This window comes from Streptomyces sp. STR69 (assembly GCF_024519455.1).
Lineage (GTDB): Bacteria > Actinomycetota > Actinomycetes > Streptomycetales > Streptomycetaceae > Streptomyces.
Genome location: NZ_JALJRY010000014.1, coordinates 183074 through 201598 on the forward strand (window position 1 = coordinate 183074; position 18525 = coordinate 201598).

General features: G+C 70.3%; 17 protein-coding genes. 9 read left to right on the top strand and 8 right to left on the bottom strand.

Annotated elements, in window-relative coordinates:
- Window positions 1-67 precede the first annotated feature (67 nt).
- The 3 genes from OC490_RS26230 (at window position 68) to OC490_RS26240 (ending at window position 3448) form a co-directional block, all read left to right on the top strand.
- Window positions 68-1279, top strand: a complete 1212-nt coding sequence (locus OC490_RS26230) for an FAD-dependent monooxygenase (RefSeq protein WP_262060448.1) — start codon at window positions 68-70, stop codon at window positions 1277-1279.
- A 94-nt stretch (window positions 1280-1373) separates the two neighbouring features.
- A complete protein-coding gene (locus tag OC490_RS26235; protein ID WP_262060529.1) occupies window positions 1374-2864 on the top strand; it encodes an MFS transporter in 1491 nt (496 codons plus the stop codon).
- Entirely contained in the window at window positions 2861-3448 is a 588-nt protein-coding gene (locus OC490_RS26240) for a TetR family transcriptional regulator (protein ID WP_262060449.1), read from the top strand. Before OC490_RS26235 ends, OC490_RS26240 begins: the two co-directional genes overlap by 4 nt.
- Here OC490_RS26240 and OC490_RS26245 read toward each other — a convergent pair.
- Window positions 3445-4368: a squalene/phytoene synthase family protein gene (locus tag OC490_RS26245; protein ID WP_262060450.1), complete on the bottom strand. Its 924-nt coding sequence runs from the start codon at window positions 4366-4368 to the stop codon at window positions 3445-3447. The two genes, OC490_RS26240 and OC490_RS26245, sit on opposite strands and share 4 nt — an antisense overlap.
- A 42-nt stretch (window positions 4369-4410) precedes the next feature.
- Window positions 4411-6132 carry a cholesterol oxidase substrate-binding domain-containing protein gene (locus OC490_RS26250; RefSeq protein WP_410098989.1) on the bottom strand — a complete coding sequence of 574 codons (1722 nt, stop codon included), beginning with the start codon at window positions 6130-6132 and terminating at the stop codon, window positions 4411-4413.
- Window positions 6133-6268: 136 nt separating this feature from the next.
- Here OC490_RS26250 and OC490_RS26255 point away from each other — a divergent pair, with 136 nt between their 5' ends.
- Window positions 6269-7252 (top strand): aldo/keto reductase, encoded by a 984-nt coding sequence (locus OC490_RS26255; RefSeq protein WP_262060451.1) that lies wholly within the window; start codon window positions 6269-6271, stop codon window positions 7250-7252.
- Window positions 7253-7298: 46 nt separating this feature from the next.
- The gene (locus tag OC490_RS26260) at window positions 7299-7784 is read left to right on the top strand and encodes a DUF6328 family protein (RefSeq protein WP_262060452.1); all 486 of its coding nucleotides are present in this window, start codon (window positions 7299-7301) and stop codon (window positions 7782-7784) included.
- Here the strand turns inward: OC490_RS26260 and OC490_RS26265 are convergent.
- The 4 genes from OC490_RS26265 to OC490_RS26280 form a co-directional block, all read right to left on the bottom strand.
- A complete protein-coding gene (locus OC490_RS26265; protein WP_262060531.1) occupies window positions 7717-8364 on the bottom strand; it encodes a DUF2238 domain-containing protein in 648 nt (215 codons plus the stop codon). The genes OC490_RS26260 and OC490_RS26265 overlap by 68 nt on opposite strands.
- A 111-nt stretch (window positions 8365-8475) precedes the next feature.
- A complete protein-coding gene (locus OC490_RS26270) occupies window positions 8476-9498 on the bottom strand; it encodes a hypothetical protein (protein ID WP_262060532.1) in 1023 nt (340 codons plus the stop codon).
- Window positions 9499-9604: 106 nt separating this feature from the next.
- Window positions 9605-11251: a serine/threonine protein kinase gene (locus OC490_RS26275; protein ID WP_262060453.1), complete on the bottom strand. Its 1647-nt coding sequence runs from the start codon at window positions 11249-11251 to the stop codon at window positions 9605-9607.
- A 300-nt stretch (window positions 11252-11551) separates the two neighbouring features.
- On the bottom strand, window positions 11552-12229 hold the full coding sequence (locus tag OC490_RS26280; protein WP_262060454.1) for a TetR/AcrR family transcriptional regulator: 678 nt from the start codon (window positions 12227-12229) through the stop codon (window positions 11552-11554).
- Window positions 12230-12364: 135 nt separating this feature from the next.
- On the opposite strand from OC490_RS26280, the gene OC490_RS26285 reads away from it, so the two are divergent.
- The 4 genes from OC490_RS26285 to OC490_RS26300 all read left to right on the top strand — a co-directional run bounded on the left by OC490_RS26285 (window position 12365) and on the right by OC490_RS26300 (window position 15266).
- Window positions 12365-13201: an oxidoreductase gene (locus OC490_RS26285; RefSeq protein ID WP_262060455.1), complete on the top strand. Its 837-nt coding sequence runs from the start codon at window positions 12365-12367 to the stop codon at window positions 13199-13201.
- Between the two features lie 65 nt (window positions 13202-13266).
- Window positions 13267-14301, top strand: coding sequence for a hypothetical protein (locus OC490_RS26290; protein WP_262060456.1), 1035 nt, complete (start codon window positions 13267-13269; stop codon window positions 14299-14301).
- 42 nt (window positions 14302-14343) lie between these two features.
- Window positions 14344-14640 (top strand): aldehyde dehydrogenase family protein, encoded by a 297-nt coding sequence (locus tag OC490_RS26295; RefSeq protein ID WP_262060457.1) that lies wholly within the window; start codon window positions 14344-14346, stop codon window positions 14638-14640.
- A gap of 29 nt (window positions 14641-14669) precedes the next feature.
- On the top strand, window positions 14670-15266 hold the full coding sequence (locus tag OC490_RS26300; RefSeq protein ID WP_262060533.1) for a DinB family protein: 597 nt from the start codon (window positions 14670-14672) through the stop codon (window positions 15264-15266).
- 349 nt (window positions 15267-15615) lie between these two features.
- Here the strand turns inward: OC490_RS26300 and OC490_RS26305 are convergent, their stop codons facing one another.
- Complete coding sequence (locus tag OC490_RS26305) at window positions 15616-17193, bottom strand: MFS transporter (protein ID WP_262060458.1); 1578 nt, start codon at window positions 17191-17193, stop codon at window positions 15616-15618.
- 311 nt (window positions 17194-17504) lie between these two features.
- Entirely contained in the window at window positions 17505-18464 is a 960-nt protein-coding gene (locus OC490_RS26310; protein ID WP_262060459.1) for a threonine/serine dehydratase, read from the bottom strand.
- Between the last annotated feature and the right edge of the window lie 61 nt (window positions 18465-18525).

Consider the following 18525-nt stretch of genomic DNA (forward strand, 5'->3'; position numbering starts at 1 on the left):
GTGCCGCCCCATCCTGCTACTCTGCGGATCCACTTGACCACTTTGAGTAAAACCCAGGGGTGTGCGCGTGAAGGTCGCCTGTGTCGGAGGCGGGCCCGCCGGCCTGTATCTCTCGATCCTGCTGAAGCGGCAGGACCCGTCCCACGACATCACCGTCTACGAGCGCAACCCCGAGGGCTCGACCTACGGCTGGGGCGTCACGTACTGGCGCGGACTGCTCGACCAACTCCGGGCGTACGACCCCGAGTCGGCGCAGGCCGTCGACGAGCACTCGGTGCGCTGGAGCGACGGCGTCGCCCGCATCCGGGACCTCACGACCACCCAGCCCGGCGACGAGGGCCACGGCATCGGCCGCCACCGCCTCCTCAAGATCCTCGCCGAACGGGCCAGATCCCTGGGCGTACGGCTGGAGTTCGATCACGACATCACCGCCGACGACCTGCCCGACGCGGATCTGATCGTGGCCGCCGACGGCGTGAACAGCGCGCTGCGCACCCGCCACGCCGACCACTTCGGCGCCGAACTCAAGCCCGGCCGCAACCAGTACATCTGGCTCGGCACCAGCAAGGTCTTCGGCTCCTTCACCTTCGCCTTCGTGGAGACCGACCACGGCTGGATCTGGTGCTACGGCTACGCGTTCGGCCCCGAGGGCAGCACCTGCGTCATCGAGTGCGCCCCCGAGACCTGGACCGGCCTCGGCCTCGACACCGCCGCCGAGGTCGACGGACTCGCCCTCCTGGAGAAGCTCTTCGCCGACCTCCTCGACGGCCACTCCCTGATCGGCCGGGCCTCCGCCGACGGCAGCGCCCAGTGGCTCAACTTCCGCACCCTCACCAACCGCACCTGGCACCGCGACAACCTCGTCCTGCTCGGCGACGCCGCCCACACCACCCACTACTCGATCGGCGCCGGCACCACCCTCGCCCTGGAGGACGCCATCGCGCTCGCCGACGCCCTGCGCGATCACACCGAACTCCCACAGGCCCTCGCCGCCTACGAACAGCGCCGTAAATCCGCCCTGTTGTCCATCCAGAGCGCGGCCCGCTACAGCGCCCAGTGGTACGAGAACCTCCAGCGCTACATCCACCTGCCCCCGCACCGCATGTTCGCCCTGCTCGGCCAGCGCCACTCGCCGCTGCTGCCGTACGTCCCGCCGCAGGTCTACTACGGCATCGACAAGGCGGCCGGACGGCTGGAGGCGCTGCGCCGGTTCAAGCGCTGGCTCGGCCCCAGGGTGGCGCGCACCGTCCACGCGCGGGCGCTCGCCTCCCGCAAGTAGGGCGCCGGGCCTCCCCGGCACATTGGGTGAATGGCTATTCACCGGATAGGGTGAATAGCCATTCACCTTCTTTTACATGTCCGCTGGAGTGCCCATGGGCCAGCCCGTGCCGATACCCGACCCGCCCGGTGCCACCGGGCGGACCCCCTTGCGGGACCGGCTCACCGTGCCGGTGCTGGCCTTCGGCGGGATCCTGATGGCGGTCATGCAGACCGTGGTCGTCCCGCTTCTGCCGTCCCTGCCCCGGCTGACGCACTCCTCCGCGGGCGCCGTCTCCTGGATGGTCACCGCGACCCTGCTCTCCGGCGCCGTCCTCACCCCCGTACTGGGCCGGGCCGGCGACATGTACGGCAAACGGCGGGTCCTGATCGGTGCCCTGACCCTGATGACCGTCGGCTCGGTCATGTGCGCCCTGTCCTCCGACATCCGCGTACTGATCACCGCCCGCGCCCTGCAAGGCGCCGCGGCCGCCGTCGTCCCCCTGTCGATCAGCATCCTGCGCGACGAACTGCCCCCGGAGCGCCGGGGCAGCGCGGTGGCACTGATGAGCTCCACGGTCGGCATCGGCGCCGCCCTCGGACTGCCGCTGGCCGCACTGATCGTCCAGTACGCCGACTGGCACGTCATGTTCTGGGCGACCAGCGCGCTCGGCGCGCTCGGCGTGGCGGGGATCTGGTGGGCGGTGCGCGAGTCGCCCGTCCGGGAGCCGGGCCGCTTCGACGTGCTCGGCACCCTGGGACTGGCCGTGGGACTGGTGTGTCTCCTCCTCGGGGTGTCCCAGGGCGGACAGTGGGGGTGGGGGAGTCCGCGGATCCTGGCGCTGTTCCTCGCCACGGTCGTCGTGTTCGGCCTGTGGTGGTGGCAGCAACTGCGCGTCGAACAGCCCCTGGTGGACCTGCGGCTGGTGTCCCGGCCCCGGGTGGGCCTGTCCCACGTGGCGGCTCTGCTGACCGGCTTCGCGTTCTACGCCAACTCCCTGGTCACCGCCCAACTGGTGCAGGCGCCCAAGGCCACCGGGTACGGGCTCGGACTGTCCATCGTCCAGACCGGCCTGTGCCTGCTGCCCGGCGGCATCACCATGCTGCTGCTTTCACCCGTCTCGGCCCGGATCTCGGCGGCGCGCGGCCCGCGGATCACGCTCGCCCTCGGGGCCGCGATCATCGCGCTCGGCTACGTGGTGCGCATCGCCGACAGCCGTGACCTGTGGACGATCATCCTGGGCGCGACGGTCGTGGCCACCGGCACCACCTTCGCCTACTCGGCGCTGCCCACGCTCATCCTGCGCGCCGTCCCGGCGGGCCAGACCGCGTCCGCGAACGGCGTCAACGTCCTGATGCGGACCATCGGCCAGGCCGTCTCCAGCGCCGTGGTGGCCGCCGTCCTGGTGCACCACACCAGCCTCGTCGGCGGGCTCCCCCTGCCCACGCTGCACGGATACCTGATGGCTTTCGGCATCGCGGGCGTGATCGCCCTGGTCGCGAGCGCGGCGGCACTGACCATCCCGGGCGACCCCACCCCCGACGACACGCGGACCACCCGGGACCGCGCCGAGGGCGCGCGGGACGAGGCGTTGGAGGGAGCATGAGTGCCGTGAGCACCACTCCACCCACCGCGTCCCCGCCCGCACGCCGGGACGCCGAGGCGACCAAGGCGGCCATCCTCAGGGCGGCCCGCTACCTTCTCGCCCGGAACGCGCACGCCGACATCACCCTCAAGACCGTGGCCGAACGCGCCGGTGTCAGCGCCCCGTTGATCCTCAAGTACTTCGGCAACAAGGAAGCCCTCTTCGCCCGCGTGATGTCCTTCGAGACGGACGCGGAGGCCCTGCTGGACGCCCCGCTCGACGAACTCGGCCACCACATGGTCCGGCACGTCCTGGTCAGCCAGCGCGAGCGGGGCGCCGACCCGCTGCTGCGCATCGCGTTCGCGCCGCTGCAGGGCGACCACGGGGACATCCTGCGCGTCAACTTCCGCGCCCAGGTGGTCGACCGCCTCGCCGGACGGCTCCCCGGCCCCGACGCGGCCCTGCGCGCCGAACTGGCCGTCTCCACCATCCTCGGCCTCGGCGTGATGTACGGCATCGCCCGCGGCACCCGGCTGCGCGAGACGCCGACGGACACCATCGTGGACCGGTACGGGCCCACTGTGCAGGCCCACTTGGAGTCCTAGGCGTATCGGCGTGCCCTTCGGTACTGCCGGGCCAGGACCCGCAGCGTGGCGAACGCCGACGGCCCCGTGTCATGAAGCAGGACCCTGCCCCCTGCGCGTCGCACCGCGCCGAGGCGCAGTTCCTGGACGGCGATCAAGGCGTCGAGGAACGGCCGGTGTTCCGCCGCGACGAGAGTGGGAAGCGCACGGCAGCCCGCGAGCGTGGCCTCCGCGAGGTCGGCCTGCGCCCGGACCACGCGGTCCAGCGCGGGCACGCACGCCTCCGACTTGCTCCGCAGATTCTCGAACCTCAGCCCGTGCCGGGCGAGTTCGTCCCGAGGGATGCCGATGCGGTCGCTCTCGGCGTCCTCGCGGAGGTCGGCGAGGAAATCGCTGCGCTGCCAGCCGTCGATGAGATCCCGGCAGCCTCTGACGTACGACTCGTACGCCTCGGAGTCGGCCGGCGCGAGCAGGGACGCGGTCAGCATCAGGGCGGGCAGCGAGTAACTGTCCACGTACGCCTGGAAGTCGGCCTCCGTCTCGAAGCCGGTCCAACTCGCCTCGACGGGAGCGCCGTCGAGGAAGGCCCGCACCCGGGACGCCATGTGAGGGTGACGGCGAGCGGTGTCCCAGAGCGCCAACAGGGTGTCCTGGTCGGGTGGTTCGCCGCTCTCCAGGGCTGCCGAGGTCTCGGCGTCCCAGGCGGCGAGGGCCGCCGTACGCGCGTCCGCGTCGCCGGTGTCGATCAGTTCGTCGGTCGTGTGCATGTAGGCCACCGCGGCGACGACCGGCGGATGCAGCTCCGCCGGCAGCAACAGCCTCACCGCCACGTACTCGTGCAGCGCGTATCTGCGGACGATCCCGTGCTGGGCGTCGTAGGCGCTCCGTAGCCGCGGGTCGGTGATGCCCGCCTTCGTCAGCGCGGTCGGCCAACCGGTCACAACTCTCCCTGTGTCAAGATCCCGGACACAGCCTAGTGACTGCTAGCCGAACAGCCGGTCCAGGAAGGCGTTCCCGAACACCCCGTGCGGGTCGAGCCGGTCGAAGGTCCCGGCCGCCTGCCCCCACACCGATTCCCCGAACGAGCCCGGGACCGCTGTCCCCAGCACCTCCTCGTCGCTCCACGCGGCCTGCTCGGTGTACGCCCAGCCCTTCGACCACTCGACCCGGGTGCCGTCGTACGAGCGGAACAGGAACTGCTCCAACTCCCGCAGGAACTCCTCCGCGTACGGCGTCCCCGGCAGCGTCAGGACGTCCAGCCAGACCGCCGTGTCCCACTCGGGATGCTCGGCACTCGGCTGCAGCGCGGACAGCAACGGGGCGCGGGCCCCGGTGAGTTCGGCGTCCGCGGGGTGGTCGAGGCCGGTCACCCGGATCTCTACGGTGCCGTTGACGGGGAACCGGCCGAGCGCGGCGTACGCGGCGAGCCGTTCCCGGTAGAACTCCGTGAACTCGTGCACCACGCCCTGCACTTGGGCCCGGCTGGTGAGCACCGCATAGCCGTTGGCGGTCTCCCGCAGTGTCGTCGGTCTGACGTAGAGCAGCGTGTTCTTCGACGGCCCCCAGATGTCCGCCGACAGCGTCGCCGTCAACCCCAGTGCGGCGACGTCGAGTTGGGCGTTGCCGAGCACTGGCGCCAGATACCACGCGCCGTCGGACAGGATCCGCCCGACGAGATCCGCGACCAGCGTCGGGACATTGTCGGAGAACGGATAGTTGTACGGCGACGAGACGCGCCGCGACGGCAACGGCTTCGTCGGCGCGACACCCCACACCTTCAGCCAGGGGAACTCGGTGAACGCGAACCAGATCGCCTCGGCCCGCCCCGCCTCGTCCAGGAAACTCGCGAAGGTACGCCCGCCGGACCCGGGCGCCGCGAACAGCTCGGTCGCCGGGATGTCCGTACGGCTGACGCAGCGCAGATTGGCGTTCGCCCCCACCCGCAGCACGACCTCGGTGACCAGCGCACGCCCCAGATGGGTGAGCAGCGCCGCGCAGTCCGCCTCGTCACGGGTGTAGGTCCGCAGGACGTACGCGCCGGTGTCCGCGTCCCACACCACCGCCGTCAGCGACAGCACCAGATTGCTGAGCGACCCGAACGTGTGCCCGGCCGTCCGCTCCTCGCCCTTCGCCGGTACGGCCGTGCCGTGCGCGTCGATGGCCAGGGCACCGCCGAGCGTCAGATCGCCGGGAGCGGGCGAGGCGGTGAGACCGAGGCCGTGCCCCTCCAGGTAGGTGAGCAGCGCCTCCAGGGTGACACCGGTGCCGGCCCGGACGGTCGAGGCGGAGTCCAGGGTCAGGCCGGTGAGGTGCGGGGCGGTGTCGACCAGCAGCACCGGTGCCTCGGAGGTCGTACCGGACTCGATCGTGAGCGGTGACCAGCCGTGCGAGGAGCCGCGGGCGCGGACCCGCCAGCCGTGCTGCCAGGCCCAGTTGACGACCGACACCACCTGGTCGGTGTCGGTCGGCGCACAGGCCCACAGCCCGTCGGCGGTGATCTCGCCGACCCAGTTGCGGTACGCCGAGCGGTAGAGGTCGACCTCGGCCGGGAAGTCGGGCAGCTCGGCCGCGGCGAGGGCCGGATCGGCCGTCAGGAGGACGGGTACGGCGGCCAGGGCCGCCGCCGAGAGGAGGAAGCCCCGACGGGTCCAGGGAGCGGAACTGCCGTTCCCCGGTTGGAGGTTGTTCGCCACATGATCGGTCACGCGCACACGCTAGGCGGGAGTTGACACGAGTAGGCAGCCTGTCGAAGCGGTTCACCCGTGTGAGTGAACGATTCACAGTCGGCGGCCCGGAGGAGCCCGTTCCGCGTATGTCGGTGCCGGATGACAGACTGATGACATGGACGAACGTGTAATCGGCAGGTCGCAGCAGCAGGCATCCGTCGTCGGGCTCGGCACCTGGCAGCTGGGCGCCGACTGGGGAGACGTCGACGACAAGGAGGCCCTCGCCGTGCTGGAGGCGGCGGCGGAGTCGGGAGTGACCTTCTTCGACACGGCCGACGTGTACGGCGACGGGCGCAGCGAGCAGACCATCGCCGCCTTCCTCGCCGGTCGGCCCGATCTGCATGTCCTGGTCGCGACGAAGATGGGCCGCCGAGTCGACCAGATCCCCGAGAACTACGTCCTCGACAACTTCCGCGCGTGGAACGACCGTTCGCGCCGCAACCTCGGCGTCGACCGCATCGACCTCGTGCAGCTGCACTGCCCGCCCACGCCGGTCTACTCCTCGGACGAGGTGTTCGACGCCCTCGACACCCTGGTCGCCGAGGAGCGCATCGCCCGGTACGGCGTCAGCGTCGAGACCTGCGAGGAAGCCCTCACCGCGATCGCCCGGCCGAACGTGACCAGCGTGCAGATCATCCTCAACGCGTTCCGCATGAAGCCCCTGCTCCAGGTCCTCCCTGCAGCGCAGGAGGCGGGCGTCGGCATCATCGCGCGCGTGCCCCTCGCCTCCGGCCTGCTGTCCGGCAAGTACACCAAGGACACGTTCTTCCCGGAGAACGACCACCGCACCTACAACCGGCACGGCGAGGCCTTCGACCAGGGCGAGACCTTCTCCGGCGTCGACTACTCGACGGGCGTCGAGGCCGCCGCCGAGTTCTCCGCCCTCGCCCCCGAGGGATACACCCCGGCCCAGCTCGCCCTGCGCTGGATCATCGACCAGCCCGGTGTCACCACGGTGATCCCCGGCGCCCGCTCACCCGAACAGGCCCGCGCCAACGCGGCGGCGGCCGAGCTGCCCGCCCTGTCCGAGACCACGCTCACCGCGATCCGGGACCTCTACGACCACCGGATCAAGGACCAGGTGGAGGGCCGCTGGTAGCCCCCGGCGCTGTTTGAAGGGTCGGCGGTCCGGTTACACGGACCGCATGACCCAGGAAGACCGGCGGACGGGACGCGACGAGTCCGACGAGGAGCGCGCGGACCGGATGTGGGGCGAGCTCATCCAGGAGGTCCGGGTCGCGCAGACCGGCGTACAGATCCTCTTCGGGTTCCTCCTCACAGTCGTCTTCACCCCGAAGTACGACCAGCTGGAGCACGCGAACCAGATCCTCTACGTCGTGACCGTCGTCCTCGGCGCCACCGCCACCGGAGCGCTGATCGGCCCGGTCTCCCTGCACCGCCTGGTCTCCGGCCGGAGCGTGAAACCCCGGGCCGTGCGCTGGGCGTCCCGGCTGACCTTCGTCGGCCTCGTCCTGCTGCTCGCGACCATGACCGCCGCGCTGCTGCTGGTTCTCCGGGTCGCCACCCAGGACGCGTATGTGCCCTGGCTGGTCGCGGGGGTCGTCACCTGGTACCTGCTGTGCTGGTTCGTACTGCCGCTGTGGGCACGGCAGCGCGATACGACCCGATGACCCCGAGCCGCGCCATCTGCCGGTCGTGCACCCGGCTCAGGACCAGCACCGAGACCGTGGCGCCGATCAGCGCGCAGAACATGTCCCACTGGGTGTCCCACACATCCCCCTGCGTGGCCAGGAACGCGTCCGCGCTGTGTCCGCCGATCACGGCCGCCGCCCACTCGAACAGCTCGAAGAGGGCGCTGAAGGCTAGGCACGCGCACACCGTGAGCGGCGCCGGCCAGCGGCTGCCCCGCAGGGGGGAGGTGCGGATGAGCAACTCCCGTACCAGGAGCGCCGGTACGAAGCCCTGCATGAGGTGCCCGAAGCGGTCGTAGGGATTCCGGCTGAGTCCGAACGTGTCCCGGACCCAGTCGCCGATCGGCACCTGCGCGTAGGTGTAGTGGCCGCCCACGGCGAGGACCAGCGCGTGCGCGGCGAGCAGACAGCACAGGAGGCCGGTGAGGGGGAAGCGCCGCCAGGTCAGGACGATCACCGGCAGTCCCACGAAGACCCACACGGTCTCCAGGAACCAGGTCGTGCGGTCGTGCGGATGCCAGGCCGAGACGGCCAGGCCCGCGACCACCAGCGCGACCATCAGGGCCGGCAGTCGGCGCCGGGGCGCGGAAGGAACGACGGACACGATGGGGCTCCCTTGTCGTGGGGAGCCCCATCGTGTCGGAGGGCCGAAGCCGCTACATGAGTACGGCTACTCAGCCGGCGTAGTGGTCTTGCGCAGCGCGGTGAGGCAGCTGTCGATGGCCTGCTGGAGTTCCTCAAGACGCTGGACCATGTCGTCCTCGTAGAAGTCCTGGGCGTCGTCGAAGGTCAGCTCCTCGAACGCCTTCGTCGCCTTCTGGAGGCTGCTGTAGAACTTCGTCCGCCGCTCCTGGACACGCAGTTCGGGGTCCGCCTCCACCGTCTCGACGACCAGGTTCTTCATGGTGTCGTAGGCCTCGGTGGCCCACTCGCCGGTGTCCTCGCCGTCCTCCAGCTCGTCGAGCAGCGACAGATGCCGCTCGGCCTCCTGGCGTACGTCGAGGGGCGCGTCCACGGTCTGTCCGGCGGGGGTCTTGATCTGGCCCGACTCGGCGATCTGGCGGACGTAGCCGATCCGGTCCGCCGAGCGGCTCTCCGTCGCGACGGCCTTCTTCAGGTCGTCGGTGCGGACCACGTCGCGGGCCAACTCGGCCTGCAGCTCGGGGTCTTCGCGCACCCGGTCGAGCAGCGCCTGCCGGGCCGCCCGCGCGGTGGACGGGTCGGCGAGGATCGCGGCGCGCAGCGCGGTCGGGTTCTCGGCGACCTCGAGTGCCTTGGTGGGGCGGATGCCCTCGGCCTCGGCGGCCTCGGAGATGGCGGTGCCGCGCTCGGAGGTGGCGCTGGAGCGGGAGACGTAGTAGTTCAACCACACGTCCGCGTCCGGGAGTTCGACCTCCTGGCCGGGGGCCAGCTCCTCGAAGTGCGGGACGAGACCGTCGTCCGCGGCCCGGTCCCAGGCCTTGTAGTAGCGCATGACCCGCTCGGGGGAGCAGTCGGCGAGCTCGGCGAACTCCTTCGCGGACACCTTCGGCGTCTCGTCCGCGCCCTGCCCGCCGGGCCGCACGCTGCGTGCCACCTTGAGGCCGAAGGCCCAGCCGCCGGTGCGGGCGTAGGCTCCGAACTCGTGCGCGTCCCGGGCGACGAGGCCGGCGTCGTCGAGGGCGGTGAAGGACGTCTCGGCCTGGTCGATCACTACGGTCAAGGCGGACTCTCCTGGGCTTGAGATGAGGCATGGTGCGAACAGGCAGCCTATATCCACCCATTGCCGCTGGTTTGAGTGCCCGGCCCTCGCGTCGCCGTCAGTTCGCCTCCGGCCGGAAGGTCTTGAAGAAGGTCTGCAGCGCCTGGCGGTTGGCCGCGTCGTTCCACTCGTCGGCGGGCGTCGTCCACCGTAGCGAGAAACTGCGCCCGCCGCCGAGCAGGAAACCGCGCCCGAGCGTGCGCACCTTGGCGTCGCCGGTCCCGGAGAACCACTCCAGGTCGGCCGCCTTGTCCCCCTGGTACGTCGTGGCCCTGATGTCGCCGATCTGCTGGAATCCCGCGGTCTGCTTCAGCCCCGGCAGGACGTCGTCGCGCCAGATGGCGACCGGGTCCGGGCCCGCCTGAGTGCTGTACGTCACGGCCAGGGTGCGCGGGTCGCCCGAGGCACCGAAGGTGACGCGATAGGCGACGTCGGTCTCCCGCTGGGTGTCCAGCACCTTCCAGCCCTTGGGGAGCGCGACGGAGAAGCCCTCCGGTGCCTTGAACACCCGGAAGCCGGCGGGCAGCACGGAGGCGGTGGGGGACGGGGACGCGCCGGCCGAGGCTGAGGCGGACGCCGCGGGGGAGGTCGGGGATGTCGGTGAGGGCGTGGCGGAGGGGCTGTAGGCATGGCCGTCGACGTTCTCGCCGGGGGTGGTGGCCGCGGCGGAGGCGGACGGGAGGGGCGAGGAGGGGGAGGTGGCCGACGAGGTCTTGGTGCCGGGGAGTTGGTGGGTGGCGGCGAGGACGGCGACCGCGACGGTGCCGACGGCCAGGGCGGTCCCGACGGCCATGCCCCGCCCGCTCCAGGTGGTGCCCGCGCCGCGGAACGTGTCGTAGGCCCGCCGCAGCCGGGGCAGCGGGACGGGCTCGCGGTCCGCGTACGGGTCCTCGTGCAGGATGCGGGTGAGAGCCTCGCGGACCACCGGGCGGGTCATCCGCTCGCGGGAGTTCTTGCGCAGCAGCCCCAGGATGACCTGCGCCAGCGGTCCCGCGCGCGACGGGCTGCGCATGGGGAGCCGGTCCACGCCCTTCAGGGTCGCCTCGGGGCGGCCCCGGTCCCGGAACGGCGGGTGTCCCTCGACCAGTGTGTAGAGGATGGCGCCCAGCGCCCACAGGTCGGCGGCCGGTCCGATGCGCTCGTCGCGGGCCTGTTCGGGGGAGGCGTACGAGGGCTCGGTGAGCCGGGGGACGAGGGTGGCGCCGGCGAGTCCGAAGCCGGTCAGGACGACGGTGCCCCGGTCCCGCACGAACACCTGGCCGGGGCTGAGTTCGCCGTGGGTGATGCCCTCGTTGTGCGCCGCCTCCAGGATGTCGAGCAGTTCGAGGCCGATGCGGGCCGCCCGTACATAGTGGAACGTGCCCTGTTGGGCGAGGAGTTGGCCGAGCGGTGTGCCGTCGATCCAGTCGGTGACGGTCCACAGGGTGCCGGCGTCCTCGACGGCGTCCATGACCTGGGCGACCCGGGTGGGACTGAGCAGCACCATGATCTCGGAGGTGCGCATGATGGCGGCGGTGGTCCGGCGGGCACTCTCCTCGTCCAGCGCGCCGGGCAGTGTCACCTGCGTGAGGAGGCACGGGCGTTCGGCGGCCATGTCCTCGCCGTACCAGGTGACACGGTTCGTCTCGCGATGCACGACCTCCATGGGTCGGTATCTGCCGGCGACTGACTCGTGTACGGAGACGTGTGTCTCGACCATGGCCATCCCTCGCTGAAACCCCTGGCTCTCACCTTTCCCAGAAGTACGGCGGTTGTGATGGGCTGGTTCAAAGGAATCCCAATGGCCGACGGTTCTTGCCTTTTATTCAATCGCGGAGGGCAGGGGTGCGAGGAAATGTTGACGGGAATATCCCTGCCCCGACCTGGCGGTAACCACCGGTAACGGGCAACTTTCCCGGCGTTGGCGCCCTGACCAGGCCCTCTTGCCCCGGCCGGGCCGATCCCTGCGCTAGGGGACTTCCCGCCGCTACCTTGCTGTTCCCGGGAGTTCAGATCGGCCGTCGGGTCAGCGGTCGGAAGTGGTCAGCAGGCCGATCAGGAAGACCGTGATCGACCGCTCAAGGGTCGCGGCGAAGGGGGTGCGGAGGAATACGAGACTCGGGTCGTTGGCGTAGGCGTTGCGCACGGCCGGCGCCGGATGGCTGTGCGTCCACAGCGCTCCGACGAGAACGATCGTCATGCTGGCCGCCTCGGCGGCCTCCTGGTCGCCGAGCTCCGGCAGGATCTCCCGCAGCATGCCCGCCAGACCGGTGAGTCCGTCGTGGGCACCCCGCTTGTACCTCGCGGCCACCTCGGCGGAGACATTGTGCTCAAGGATGCCGGCCTGGGCGCTGAGCAGTTCGCAGAGCATCTTCCGGGACGCGAACGACGCGGCCAGGCCCGATGCCACCGACTCCGCTCTCTCGATCGCGGAAGCCGTCCGGTCGACGCAGGCGGGCAGCTGATCGACCACCTCGGTCAGAAAGTCGCGGGTCAGGCTCTCCAGGAGGTCCAGGAGGACCGCCTCTCGCGACTCGAAATAGCGCATGACGTTGGACTTCGCCAGTCCCACGCGGCGGCTGAGTTCATTGAGGCTCAGGGCCGATACCGGCATCTCGCTGAGCATGGTCGCCGCTGTCTCCAGGATGCTCCGGCGGCGTACCTCGCGCTGCTCCTCGCTTCTGGCGCGCTGGAACGTGTTCATGCCCACATGTTACAGACCTCCGGTCCCTTGTGTAGAGACCGGAGGTCTCTTATGCTCGAAGAGGCCGCCGGTCTGTTAAGCGGGTCGGGTCGGTCGAGTGTCAGGTCCTACAAATTCTGAGAGCGGGAGTCAGCAATGACGAAGAAGATAGCCCTGGTCACCGGTGCCTCCTCGGGCATCGGCGAGTCCGCCGCCCGACAGCTTCAGGCGGCCGGCTTCGTCGTCTACGGCGCGGCCCGGCGCACCGAGCGGATGAGCGGCCTGGCGGCGTCGGGCGTACGCACGCTCGCGCTCGACGTCACCAGCGAGGCCTCGGCCGAGAAGGCGGTCGCCGAGATCATCACGGCAGAGGGACGCATCGACGTTCTCGTCAACAACGCGGGCTACGGCTCCTACGGCGCGCTGGAGGACGTACCCATGGAGGAGGCCCGCGCACAGATCGAGGTGAATGTGTTCGGCCTGGCGCGGCTGACCCAGCTGGTCCTTCCGCACATGCGCGCCCAGCGAAGCGGCACCATCGTGAACATCAGCTCCATGGGCGGCCGGTTCGCCACGCCCATGGGGGCCTGGTACCACGCCGGCAAGTACGCCGTCGAAGGTCTCAGCGACGCGCTGCGCCTGGAAACCAAGCGGTTCGGCATCGACGTCGTCCTCATCGAGCCCGGCTCCGTCCGGACCGAGTGGGGCGCGATCGCGGCCGGCAAACTGCGTGCCGCCTCCGGCCACGGGCCGTACGCCGAGCAGGCCGACGCGATGGCCGAGTCCCTTGAGCGGAGCTCGCGGCCCGGCGCCCGCATGACCTCACCCGCCACCGTCATCGGCAAGGCCGTGACTACGGCGGCGACCGCCCGGCGTCCGCGTACCCGCTATCGCGTCGGGTTCGGAGCGCGCCCCCTGATCTTCCTCAGCAGGCTGCTGCCGGACCGCACCTTCGACGCGCTCATCAAACGCTCGTCCGGCGTACCGGCGTGAACGCCCCGCTCTGACACCGGCAACTCCGAAGAATCCACCACCAGTTCACAAGCGAAGGAAAGACCGTGCCCGAATCCACCAGCCCTCGGCCCAAGGCCCTGATCGTCCTGTCCTCGGCACGGCTGCTCCCCCTGAGCGAGCCCGCCGGCCACCCCGGGATACCGACCGGGTTCTTCCTCGTCGAACTCGCCGCCGTCATGGCGGAGTTCGAGGGCGAATACGACTTCATCCTGGCCACACCGGACGGCCAACTGCCGCAGCTCGACGTCAACGGACTCGCTCTCAACTTCCACGCGGGCGCCAACCTGGGCCCTGCCACCGCCCGTACCACCATGCAGATCGGAGTCGAGCGGCTCGGCCCCGAGAAGCTGCGCGAGAGGAACCCGGACCTCCTCGAGCGCCGCGAGACCGAACTCGCCCTCGCCCACCGGCTTCTGGGCCGCATCCTGGTCTCGGATCCGCTTCCCAGGACCGACGCGGAGGCCATCTCCGTCCGAGGCGATGTCGTCGCCGGCTTAGACGCACTGCCGCAGCGCGAGTACCTGTCCATCCAGCAGCTCATCGAACGGCACCGTGATCCCGCGTCCGACTTCTCGCTGGCGGACCTGGCCTTCGTGCACATGCCCGGCGGACACCCCCCGATGGTCGACTTCCACGACAACCCGTGGATGGGGGAGCTGCTCCACACACTGCGCGAGGTCGACGTCCCGATCTCCCTCATCTGCCACGCCCCGATCGCCCTCACCTCGGCGTGCTACCGGGTCGACGGCGACGGGAAGGTCACGACCGATCCGGAGCACGCCTTCAAGGGCGCGCGGATCACCACCGTGCCCAAGTACGGCGAGAAGGCGATGCTCGCGTTCCAGTACCCCAAGGTGCCCGGCGAACGAACGCGCCTGATCTACTACGTCGACGTGGCACTCAAGGAGGCCGGCTACGACGTCAACCTCACCCTCAACCCCTCGGCCGCCAAGGTGATCTGGGACGCCGACCACTCCCTGCTGACCGGCAACGGACCCCAGGCCGCGGACGAGCAGGCCGCCCGGCTGGCCGAGATCGTGCGCGGGCGGGTGCGCAACTCCCGTTCAACCGCGCGCTAGTTGTGCCCGGCCATCACGTTGCGAGTTGAGGGCAGACAGCCGATGCGCACACTGAAGTGGCTCTTCGACACCGAGGACGAGGCCGTCACCCTCGCCAACGCCACCGAGTACGGCCTGGCCGGCGCCGTGTGGTGCGGGGACGCCGCCCGGGGGATGGCCCTGGCCCATCGCATCGAGGCCGGCCAAGTCGCAGTCAACGGGGGCGTGATGGGCGTCGGGACACCGTTCGGCGGCTACAGGACGAGCGGCATCGGCCGGGAGAAGGGCATCGCGGCCCTCTACGAGTACACCCAGCTCAAGACGGTCGGCGTCGCCCTGCCGGACCACTGCACCAAGTGATGTCAGTGCCGGGTGGAAAACTGCCCGACATGATTGAACCGAACCCGAAAGCGGACCTTCTCAGGTACTTGCAAGAGGCGCGTGACGCCCTGGTGTGGAAGCTCGATGGTCTGTCGGAGTACGACATCCGCCGTCCGCTGACTCCCACGGGCACGAATCTGCTGGGGCTGGTCAAGCATGTCGCCGGCATCGAGCTGGGGTACCTCGGCGACACGTTCGGGCGGCCGTTCTTCGACGGGGAGCCGCCGTTCTGGTGGTACACCGAGGAGTCGGAGGCCAATTCGGACATGTGGGCCACGACGGACGAATCGCGGGAACTGATCGTCGGGCTGTACCGCCAGGCATGGGAGCACTCCGACAGCACGATCGCGACGCTGCCACTCGACGCGATCGGTCATGTCCCGTGGTGGCCGGAGGAACGCCGGGAGGTGACGCTGCACCACATCGTCGTGCGCGTGCTCTCCGATACTCAACGGCACGCCGGTCACGCCGACATCGTGCGGGAACTCCTCGACGGATCCGTCGGATATGTGCAGGGCAAGGACAACCTGCCACCGGAGGATCAGGCGTGGTGGGAGGAGTACCGGAGCCGACTGGAGCGCGTGGCGCGGGAAGCCGACAGCTGACTCGCCCCAACTGACCGTGAAACGGGCCCTCCCGAGGAACCTCCCATGCGTCTGCCGCCTGCCACCCCTGCGTCACGCCCGTCGGGTCACCCGCGAGCGTCGGAGATGCCGGAGGCCGGTTCGCCCAACTCGCCCGTCGGACCGTCCCGAACGGCCAGGCGGCGCAACCGGGTTGAGCTTGTCTGCCCTGGCGCACGCGAGGGTACGCACTCGGCCGGTGGTGCGCTCCGGTCGTGGCGGGGTGGCCGAACGTCCCGTTCCGCACCAGGTCCGCCGCAGTCACCGATCCGCTGCGGCGGAGCTGTCACGCTCACGCCGCAGCGTCGGTCGGTGCTTCGGTCGGCCTCCGTCAGGCTTCGCTCACGGCGAGCGCCGCCAGTTCGCGATCGACGGCGTCCTGGTGGGCCTGCGCGTCCTCGCGGGCCTTCTTCGGGCTCCAGCGGCCTGCCATCACGAACACGAAGGGCAGGAAGAGGACTTGGCCGCCGACACAGATCCACCACCAGGTGCGCCACTCGCCGGGGCCGTCCTTAGCGGCCTTCTGCACCTTCGGCCCGTACTCCTTGAGCACCTTGAGCTGAGGCTGTGCCTTCTGTACGACGGCCAGGTCGGCGGGGCCGACCTCCTTGACCGCGCGGGCGGCGAGGTCGGCGGGCGTGGTGGTCGGCGTGTACTTGCCCAGTTCGGCGAAGAGTTGGGGGTGCGCGCCGACGACGGCCAGCGCGGGGGCGGCCTGCTTCTGTGCCGCCGCGACCTCGGCGCCGTGTTCGACGAGCGGGGTGACCGAGGTGACCAGCACCGGGATGAACGCCGCCGACACGGCGACCACGATCCGTACCGTCCAGCCCCAGACCGCGAGGCCCGCCGCGGTCGCGGCCGGATTGCGCTTCTCCACGGTCTCGGTGAAGCTCGCCATCCAGGGGGCGTAGGCGATTCCGCTGAACACGCCGATCGCGACGAACAGCCAGGCGAAGGTGTAGTAGCCGGTCGTCGCGTGGGTGGCCCGTGAGGCGAAGACCGCGGTCGCCACGACGGCGCCGATCGCGCCGACGATCATGAAGGGCTTGCGCACCAGCAGCCGGTCCGAGAGCAGGCCGGCCACGATCAGCGCGAGGGCGTTCGCGGCCCAGTACCAGTTGGCCAGGCCGTTGGTGCGCTGCTCGCTGTAGCCGAAGGTGGTCGAGAAGTAGACGACGAAGTTGCCGACGGCGGCGTAGTAGAGGAGCAGGAACACCGCGATGGCGAAGGCGGAGCCGAGGATGTCCAGGCGCAGCATCTGCCGCCACTCGCCGCGCCGTACCGCCTCGGTGTCCAGTCCCTTGGCGCGTGCTTCGACCAGGGCCCGGTCCCGCAGGCTCACCATGATCTGGTCGCGCAGCCCCGGCGACAGCTCGCGCAGGGCGAACAGGGCGACGACGAACACGATCAGCCCGGCCGCCCCGGAGTAGCGCAGCTCGTCCTGCCAGCCGGCGGAGTCGAGGGTGCTGCTGGTCACCGAGGTGACGACCAGGCTGCCGATGACCGGGCCCATCGTCCAGTAGCCCATCGCGGTGGCGCGGCCGAGCTGCGGTGAGAAGTCCCGTATCAGCGCCGGGGTCGCGACCAGCACGATGCCCTCGATGACACTGACGACGGCGAACAGCACCAAGTACGTCGTCTTGTCAGCCGCGTTGGGCAGTCCGAAGAAGACCAGGAGCGCGGCGATCAGCAGTCCGTAGACCACGAGGTTCGCCCGTCCCCAGCGGTCCGCGAGGCCGGCCACGAGGGAGGCGAAGGCCCCGAAGGCGTTGCCGATGACCGAGACCCACACGAAGTAGCGGTAGGTCATGTCGAAGTGCGTGATGATCGACGTCGCCACCGCGTACTGGATGTAGAGCATGTAGTAGAGCACGACGGTCGTGACCACCACGATCGCCAGATACGACATGCGTCGCCCGGTGGCCGGATACGCCGCCAGGTCACGGCGGTACAGCCCGGTGAGTGAGCCGTGAGAGCCGGCGCCGGGCGCATCGGTACTGGGGTTACTCGTGTCAAGCGGTGCGGAAGCGGAAGACATACGACTCCCTTTGAGGCTGCTGGGGACGGGGTGAGCGGCGGGAGGGTGGGGGTCCTTCCGTTCGGCGGAGCGTAGTACCGACTAGTCGGTATGGCTAGATGTGCGACAAGCCTTCGCGCGTGGGGTCGAGAACGGGACCCTTCACGCGGGAAGGCGGCATCGCTTAGGCCGTCAACGGCAGGTCAGCGCAGGCCGAAGCGCTCCGACCAGTCCGCGATCTCCCCGGCCGTCGCGTTGCCCCCGCACACCACGAGGCCGAGCCGCGCGCCGTCGCCGACCCGCTCAAGGACCTGCCGGGCGGCGGGCAGCAGACAGCCCGCGGCGGGCTCGGTCCACACCTTGCCGTGCTCGGCGAGGTCGAGACAGCCCCGCACTGCGTCCTGGTCGGAAACGGTCAGCACCTCGGTGACCAGGGCCGACACGTGGTCGTATGTCAGCTGCGACACGGCCGGCGCGCTGAGCGTGGTCACGATCGACGACGGTACGACCGACACCGGGCCACCGGCCGTGAGCGCCGCGGACATGGCCTCGGCGCCCTCGGTCTCCACACCCCAGACCCGGATCCCGGGCCGCCGGGCGTGCAGCGCGGCGGCGACCCCGGCGATCAGCCCACCGCCGCCGATGCTGACCAGTACGTCGGTGAGTTCACCGGCGTCGTCCGCCAACTCCAGCCCCACGGTGCCCTGTCCGGCGATCACCACCGGGTCGTCGAACGGGTGGACCAGGGTCAGCCCCTCGTCCCGCAACCGGTTCACCAGCGCGAACGCGCTCGGCATGTCGTCGGTCAGCCGCAGCGACGCGCCCGCCGCCTCCACCAGCGCGACGGACCGGGCCGGAGCCGAACGCGGCATCACCACCGTGGCCTTCACGTCCAGCGCCGCCGCCATGACCGCGAGCGCGATCCCGTGGTTGCCGCCGCTGACCGCCACCACGCCGGCCGCCAACTCGTCCTCCCCGAGCGACAACAGCTTCGCCGTGGCACCGCGCGCCTTGAAGGAACCCGTGCGCTGCAACAGCTCCAGCTTCGTCGTGACCGGGACACCGAGCAACTCCGAGAGCCCGGGGCTCTCCACGGTCGGGGTGCGTACGACGTGTCCGGCGATCCGCTCGGCGGCGGCTTCGATGTCCGAGATGCCGATCAAGGCAGTCATCCTCCCGGCACGGGGACAGGTGACCCGTGCCGTCTCGACCCTGACCCGGAAA

Coding starts and splice junctions, on each gene's coding strand:
- OC490_RS26285 (WP_262060455.1), top strand. CDS start 12,365: ATGACGAAGAAGATAGCCCTGGTCACCGGTGCCTCCTCGGGCATCGGC.
- OC490_RS26300 (WP_262060533.1), top strand. CDS start 14,670: ATGATTGAACCGAACCCGAAAGCGGACCTTCTCAGGTACTTGCAAGAG.
- OC490_RS26240 (WP_262060449.1), top strand. CDS start 2,861: ATGAGTGCCGTGAGCACCACTCCACCCACCGCGTCCCCGCCCGCACGC.
- OC490_RS26305 (WP_262060458.1), bottom strand. CDS start 17,193: ATGTCGTATCTGGCGATCGTGGTGGTCACGACCGTCGTGCTCTACTAC.
- OC490_RS26235 (WP_262060529.1), top strand. CDS start 1,374: ATGGGCCAGCCCGTGCCGATACCCGACCCGCCCGGTGCCACCGGGCGG.
- OC490_RS26275 (WP_262060453.1), bottom strand. CDS start 11,251: ATGGCCATGGTCGAGACACACGTCTCCGTACACGAGTCAGTCGCCGGC.
- OC490_RS26295 (WP_262060457.1), top strand. CDS start 14,344: ATGCGCACACTGAAGTGGCTCTTCGACACCGAGGACGAGGCCGTCACC.
- OC490_RS26255 (WP_262060451.1), top strand. CDS start 6,269: ATGGACGAACGTGTAATCGGCAGGTCGCAGCAGCAGGCATCCGTCGTC.
- OC490_RS26265 (WP_262060531.1), bottom strand. CDS start 8,364: ATGGTCGCGCTGGTGGTCGCGGGCCTGGCCGTCTCGGCCTGGCATCCG.
- OC490_RS26260 (WP_262060452.1), top strand. CDS start 7,299: ATGACCCAGGAAGACCGGCGGACGGGACGCGACGAGTCCGACGAGGAG.
- OC490_RS26280 (WP_262060454.1), bottom strand. CDS start 12,229: ATGAACACGTTCCAGCGCGCCAGAAGCGAGGAGCAGCGCGAGGTACGC.